General features: G+C 44.1%; 6 protein-coding genes. 1 reads left to right on the forward strand and 5 read right to left on the reverse strand.

Annotation, left to right across the window (positions count from 1 at the left end):
* The first annotated feature begins 168 nt into the window (after positions 1-168).
* Positions 169-1,251 carry a threonine-phosphate decarboxylase CobD gene (cobD, locus tag AC805_RS12155; protein ID WP_055075689.1) on the forward strand — a complete coding sequence of 361 codons (1,083 nt, stop codon included), beginning with the start codon at positions 169-171 and terminating at the stop codon, positions 1,249-1,251.
* A gap of 226 nt (positions 1,252-1,477) precedes the next feature.
* Here the strand turns inward: cobD and AC805_RS12160 are convergent, their stop codons facing one another.
* The 5 genes from AC805_RS12160 to AC805_RS12180 form a co-directional block, all read right to left on the reverse strand.
* Positions 1,478-2,392 (reverse strand): DUF6585 family protein, encoded by a 915-nt coding sequence (locus AC805_RS12160; RefSeq protein ID WP_055075690.1) that lies wholly within the window; start codon positions 2,390-2,392, stop codon positions 1,478-1,480.
* Positions 2,393-2,600: 208 nt separating this feature from the next.
* Positions 2,601-4,016 (reverse strand): precorrin-3B C(17)-methyltransferase, encoded by a 1,416-nt coding sequence (gene cobJ, locus AC805_RS12165; RefSeq protein ID WP_055075691.1) that lies wholly within the window; start codon positions 4,014-4,016, stop codon positions 2,601-2,603.
* 179 nt (positions 4,017-4,195) lie between these two features.
* Positions 4,196-4,921, reverse strand: coding sequence for a precorrin-2 C(20)-methyltransferase (gene cobI, locus AC805_RS12170; RefSeq protein WP_055075692.1), 726 nt, complete (start codon positions 4,919-4,921; stop codon positions 4,196-4,198).
* Positions 4,918-5,547, reverse strand: a complete 630-nt coding sequence (locus tag AC805_RS12175) for a precorrin-8X methylmutase (RefSeq protein ID WP_055075693.1) — start codon at positions 5,545-5,547, stop codon at positions 4,918-4,920. The genes cobI and AC805_RS12175 overlap by 4 nt, the downstream gene beginning before the upstream one ends.
* Before the next feature lie 301 nt (positions 5,548-5,848).
* Positions 5,849-6,580, reverse strand: a complete 732-nt coding sequence (locus tag AC805_RS12180; RefSeq protein WP_055075694.1) for an SIMPL domain-containing protein — start codon at positions 6,578-6,580, stop codon at positions 5,849-5,851.
* Positions 6,581-7,154: the final 574 nt, after the last annotated feature.

A 7,154-nucleotide genomic window follows, 5' to 3' on the forward strand; every position in this document is an offset into this window, starting at 1 on the left:
TATAGCTATAGCCAAATAAGTTAAGACATAAAACCCAGAAGAGTGTTGCGGCGCGAAGCGCCGCAACACTCTTCTGGGTTTTGTTTTTGTCCTAACATAACTGGCTACTGCTATAAGAGTAGCCAACAGCAGTCAATACCCCTGAGATAGAATCTAAAATAAAAAACTATGCAATCGTCTGAGCGTTTACATCCAATCCATGGGGGAAATCGACAATGGGCGGCAGAGATGGCTAACATATCCCCAGCCCAGATCTTAGATTTTTCGGCAAGTATTAATCCTCTAGGTGTCCCTAAATCAGCGATCGCAGCGATCCAGTCCCAATTCACAGATTTGAGTCATTATCCCGACCCAGAATATACATTACTCAGACATTCCTTAGGCGAGTTTCATCAATTGTCCTCGGAATGGATTTTGGCTGGTAACGGAGTTGCCGAGCTATTAACTTGGGTGGGGCGCGATCTTTCGCAATTAGTTGCCACGGTGCTCTTTACGCCTGCTTTTACCGATTACTATCGCGCTCTAAAAACCTTCGATTGCCAAGTGGAAAAATATCCATTTCTAATTAGCAATCAAGCTGTAAGTTTTAAGACGGATCTGCCCGAAATTAGTAATTCTCATACCAAAGGAATCCTGATCAACAATCCTCATAACCCCACAGGTTATTTATTTTCTAGAGATAGTATTTTGCCCTATCTCGAAAGGTTTGCCTTGGTGGTAATCGATGAAGCTTTTATGGATTTTCTCGCACCAGAACAGCAACAAAGCTTAATTGATTTAGTTCCATCTCATCCTAATTTAGTGATTTTGCGATCGCTTACAAAATTCTATAGTTTGCCTGCCTTGAGGCTTGGCTATGCGATCGCCCACCCCGACCGTTTACGGCGATGGCAGGCATGGCGAGATCCTTGGTGTGTCAATAGTTTTGCTGCCGCCGCAGGAATCGCTGTCCTCAGCGATCGGGAATTTCAGCAACAGACATGGACTTGGTTAAAAAGTGCCAAATCGCAGCTATTCAAAGGCTTATCGCAAATATTAGGGCTAATACCCTTGCCAAATGCAGCCAATTACCTGTTGGTGCAAACAGAAATTGCAGGTTCATTTTTGCAAAAGGAACTATTGCAAAGGGATAAAATCCTCATTCGCGATTGTCTGAGTTTCCCAGAACTAGGCGATCGCTATTTTAGAGTTGCGGTAAGGTTAGAAAACGAAAATCAAAAATTGATCGATTCCCTAAGCGATCTATTCTAGCGATCTAAGCGATCTAGATCTATAAGCGATCTATAAGTATAGCTGCCGCCAGTTTTGTGAGGACAAAATCAAAACCCCAAAGAGAGTTGCCGCGCGGAGCGCGGCAACTCTCTTTGGGGTTTTATGTCCTGATACAGTTGGCGGCAGCTATAGTTCGGTATAATTAAAACCCAAAGCCAGAGAGCGTAACACCCGCGCAGCAGGTGTTACGCTCTCTGGCTTTGGGTTATTGCCAGCGAATTCCCGTTAAACTCTCAAGAACAATTAGAAATAGCCTTGCATTAGGAATATTGCTATAGGTGAAAGAATATTTGCCTTTGCCAGACCACCACTTAGCATCTTGATGTTTAAATTGAAAAACTCCTCCACCTAAAGTAATATCCTTCATCTCAGTAACGGCAACCCTTTGAGGCTCTTTATCTTTTGTTACAAATTCCATAAAGCCCCTACCAATTCTTACGGCTTTGGGATTTCCTGTCATCGGAAATTCCACATATCCTAAGCTGTTTAACTTTTCATTGACTGATTCTAGTAAATAAATGCTCCATACTCGCTCGGCTGTATTGGCAAAATGCCACTTATCTCCATCTTTAGGAACTTTTTTCTCCGCATGATATTGTCCATTCAAACAGTAGTCCTTTCCTGAAATTTGTTTCCATCTGTAGGTATATGCCGTTCCTGCGTAAATTCCATTGACATAGTTGCGAATTTGAGTCACATATAAATTTGAGGCATCCTTAAAACAGAGTTGTTGTTTTTTGGGGATGGCGGTACGAGACCCCTTGATGAATAGCCTGACAATTCCCTGTTCGCCAACATAGGAGCATGAGTAGCGAAACTCCGTAATCAGATAAAGAATCAATCCCACGATCGCACCAATTGCGATCGCGATAATGTTAACCTCGTCGGTCTTGGAAATGTAGCGAATACCGTAAGCTAACAATCCGCCAGCGATTAAGGAGAGGGATATGCGTGTAGAAATGGGAATAGGCTGCTTAGAGTGAGTTAGATTGCTTTCAGCGGAGAGAATTGAGCCAATTTCGATTGGTGGGGGAGCAAAGAAATCCATATTAGAGGGAATTTGTCCTCCAGCGTGAGTCACAATTCCTTCATGGGGTATCCAGTTAGATTGATAGATCATTTTGGGTTCTCTAAGCAGATAGACAATACTAAATTAAACCTCAAAATCATGTTGTCGCGCGGAGCGCGACAACATGATTTTGGGTTTTATGTCCTGATACAGTTGGTGGTAGCTATAAAAACCAAAACCCAGAAGAGCATACCGCTCTCTGCGCGGGCGGTATGCTCTTCTGAGTTTTAAGTTTACTTATGCTTAGCTACTTACCAATTTAATTGTATTTGCGAGGTGTATAAACATACTGGCGATCGCTCCATTGCAGGTTCTTAGTTTTACTGGAACCAACAATAATCACTGTTTGCATATCGGCAAGTTCGGGAGCTAGTTCGGAGAGAGAAATAACTCTTACATTTTCGCCTTTACGTCCCATTCTATGACCTAAAATCACAGGCGTATCGGGCGATCGCCATTGTAAAAGCAGATCTCTAGCTGCTGTGAGTTGCCAGCGCCGTTGAGTCGAAATGGGGTTATAAATGGCGATCGCAAAATCGGCTTGGGCGGCAGCAGTTAAGCGCTGGGCGATAATTTCCCAAGGTTTGAGAATGTCGGAAAGAGATATCATGCAGAAGTCATGCCCGATTGGCGCACCGATCGCCGCCGCCGCCGCTTGAGCCGCAGATATTCCTGGCGCGACATAAATAGCAATCTGGTTCCATTGAGGCTCGGGTGACCGATCTAAAACTTCAAATACTGCGGCTGCCATACCATAAATCCCAGGGTCACCAGAAGAGACGATGACCACTGATTTTCCTTCAGCCGCCAGATCGAGAGCGAGACGAGCGCGATCGAGTTCTACTCGATTATCGGAAGCATGAACGGGCTTCCCTCGCGTAAATTCTTTGATTAGATTGATATAGGTTTTGTAACCAACAAAATCCGTTGCATCCTCTAGAATTGCCTTAACTTCTGGAGACATCCATTTTGCTGCTCCTGGACCAGTGCCGATAATTGATAGCTTTCCTCCAGTTTCCGACCGATCAATTAGGGTGGTTTGATAAACTAGATAGGTGGAGCTTAGCTGAGACTCTATCGATTCTAAGGAGATTTTGTTGGAGATTACTTCTATCCGATGGGTCGCATCATCGGCAAAAGGAAGATAGCTTTCGCTGAGCCAAGGTGCTGTGCCGATTAGTTTAACTGTTTTCCCAGCTAATAAATCCGCTAAAAATGTCTTTGCCTGTTCATCATTATTCAGCAGTCGATAGCCATCGGGAGGAGATAGGAGGGAGGTTTGAAATCGAAGATCGCCCGTGGTTGTAATCGCTGCTTGGATTTGGAGGGTATTGGCGATCGCTCTAGCTAAATCGTTCGCGCCATTCAGTCCGCCTAAGAGGGGAACAACAGCACTGCCATCTTCAGCGATCGCGATTACGGGTGGTTCGGCTCGCTTATCGGAGAGTAAAGTAGCGAGGGAGCGGATTAAAATCCCTGCGGCACAGATCCCAATAATGGCATGTCCTTGGCAAAATAACTCGCTTACAATTTCGCTAAACTTGGTGTATTGGCGATCGGCAGATTGAGTACGCGATGCTAATCCATAAACAATGGCATGGGGAATCGTATTTTGGATTTGTCGAGCGATCGCGACACTCTTCTCTCCTAAGATGATGATGGCAGGGGGTTTCATTAGATATTCATTCACTTAATCATTATTTGTTCGATGGTTACTCCCTTCCCAGTAAATAATTAGATGTTGCGGCGCGAAGCGCCGCAACGCTAATTATTATTTTTTGATGTCTATTTCTTTGGTGGGAAGGGAGTATTTGTTCGATGGTCATTGGCTCGATGGTCATTGGCTGGAGCATTCTATTGAGGCTTGGTTTGACTGGGAATCATGACGATCGCCCAATAGGGAACTTCATCGGCAGTAACTGATGCGATCGGCTTGATATGCTGATTGGGCATGGTGGCGCGTTCGATATATAGGGCGCGAGAAAACAGGTCTAATTCTTCTAAAACGGATTTCACCTTGGCAAAATGTCTGCCGAGCTTAATGATAATGGCGGCATCGGCAACGGCTAAGCGATCGCGCAAAATATCTGCTTCTAAGGTCGCAGGCATAATACTCAACACGTCATTTCGATAGGTTAAGGGTGCGCCTAACATCGCAGCGCTGGCAAAGGTGGAAGATATCCCAGGAATCACCTCGGTATGAAACCGATCGGAGAGGCGATTAAAAATATACATAAAGGAACCGTAAAGCATCGGATCGCCTTCACATAACACCGCGACATCGCGACCCGTCGATAGATGTTCGGCAATCTTCGCTGCCGCTATATCATAATAGGGTTGTGAAGAGCGATCGACGCTAAAGGGTAGCGGCATCGGTACTTCTATTTGCTCTGGACGAATAAAATCTGCAACGATCGCTCTTGCAAGCACTTTGCCACTTTCCATCGTAGGATAGGCAATCACGGGAACTGAGGTTAAAATACGATGAGCCTTGATTGTTAATAGCTCTGGATCGCCAGGACCAATTCCTAAACCATAGAGGTTTCCCGACCTTATTTCGCTCTTGTTTTCAGGGTTCATAACTCATTCTCCATCGCTAATGCATTCACGGCTGCGGCTGCCATCGCACTTCCCCCTCGCCGACCGTGAATGGTCAAAAAGGGTACACCACGACTATTTGCGGCTAATGCGGCTTTTGATTCGATCGCACCCACAAAACCTACAGGGAATCCTAGTATAACGGCTGGTTTGGGCAAACCTCGATCGATCATTTCTAATAGCCGAAATAAAGCGGTGGGCGCATTACCGATCGCCACGATCGATCCTTCCAAATGCCATCGCCATAGCTCCATTGCCGCCGCCGAACGGGTGTTATTAATTTGCTTGGCGAGTTCTGGTACTTCAGGTTCGTTTAAAGTACAAATCACAGAATTATTGACAGGTAGGCGCTTGCGGGTGACTCCATTTGCTACCATCTGTGCATCACAAAGAATATTTGCACCGTTCTTTAACGCATTTCTGCTAATTTCTACTACGCCCTCGGAATAGGCAAGGTCGCCCACAATATCGGTCATACCACAGGCATGGATTAACCGCACGGCAACCACTTCAAGTTCGGGTGGTAAGATTGATAAATTTGCCTCAGCGCGAATGATGGCAAAGGATCGACGATATATTTCACTGCCATCACGAATATAATCAAGCATGGGAATGGTCAAGGGAGATCTCAAGTATAGAGCTGATAAAGCTACAGGATTTTGTGCTAACAAACATAAGTATATTGCCAAGCCCAGCAACGCTAGTCTTGGCAATATACTTGAGAATTTAATTATTTTGCAAAATTGTAGCTAACCTAATTCTAGGCTTGTGCATTTTACTCTAAGTAGCTGGGCGCAATTATATAGCTGTCGCCAAATACGCTAATTAGCTAAGCATAAGTAAACTTAAAAATCAGAAGAGCGTACCGCCCACATAGTGGGCGGTACGCTCTCTAGTCTTAGCTTTTAATTAATAAGTGATTTGCAGCGTTACTGAAGCTTCAATCTTTTGATCGCCACCTAAAATTGGGACTACGCTAGCTGCTTTAGCATAGCTATCAAAACGTGGCTGATTGATCGGGTAGGAAACTCCTGAATCGATAATCTGGATTGATTTGATCGTTTTTTGGGAGAAACCTAAAGTACTTAAAACTGTATTGGACTGAGCTTGGGCATCTTTGAGGGCATCTTGCAAAGCGAGTTGCTTAGCAGCGTATAAATCGGCATCATTGGCGATAAAACTAATCTGTTCGACTTGGTTAGCCCCTGAATTAACTGCGGCATCGAGGACTTCTCCCGCACGTTCTAGAGGCACGACAAAACTAACACTAGTTTGTCCCGTAAATCCATCTTGACGTTGGCGATTGTTTTCATAGACATACTTGGGATTGAGTTGTACGCTCAGGGTTTGCAACTTCTCGACGTTGAGCTGCTGCAAGGTCGAGACGATACTATTAGCTTGACGGGCTACTTCAGTTTGAACGGCGATCGCTGTTTTTCCTTCAACATTAACCCCAAGCTGAATTCTTGCCTTAACGGTTTTCACCAAGCGATCGCCGCGTCCTGTCACAGTGAGGATGCGCTCGTTTTTGATTTCAGCATATTTAGCACTGGTTTCCTCTGCTTTTACGGGAGAAGCGATCGTCGCTACCGAGGGAATACAAAAAGCAAGACTGAGAATGAATGTAGTTACTTGACGCATATGATTGACTCCTTACACCTTTGTTTTATGTTATTTTCATTTCTTCGATTTTTAAGATATCACCCAACTTAAATCGGATCTAGCGCGGTTACACTTTCAGATACAGGAAACAACTTGGTTCCCCTTTATAAGAAAAAAGCTAAGAAAAAAGCCAATTGTGAAAAAATAGGGCTTCGACTTCGCTTAGATAACGGAATATCTGGGCTGAGCAAAGTCGAAACATACCACCTAAGAGATGAGAAATAGTGCTTCGTGTCATCATTTATCTTTTAGGTTTTGAATCACTTGACAATCGATAGGCTGAGAATTGTGAAAAACTAGCATTTTGATAATGAGAATGAAAAGCATTTTACCTATCTACTAACTGGTAGTTCTATAGCTACCGCCAGTCTTATTAGGACAAAATTAAAACCCAAAATCATGGTGTCGCGCCGAGCGTGACACCATGATTTTGGGTTTTATGTCCTGATACAATTGGCGGTAGCTATAGATAGGTAAGAATGGGTATTTCAATGTGTCGTCTATCTTATCTATTGAGAAAATTTCAGTATAATACTGTCTTATAGCTATAGCC

It is taken from the genome of Pseudanabaena sp. 'Roaring Creek' (genome assembly GCF_001402795.1).
Lineage (GTDB): Bacteria > Cyanobacteriota > Cyanobacteriia > Pseudanabaenales > Pseudanabaenaceae > Pseudanabaena.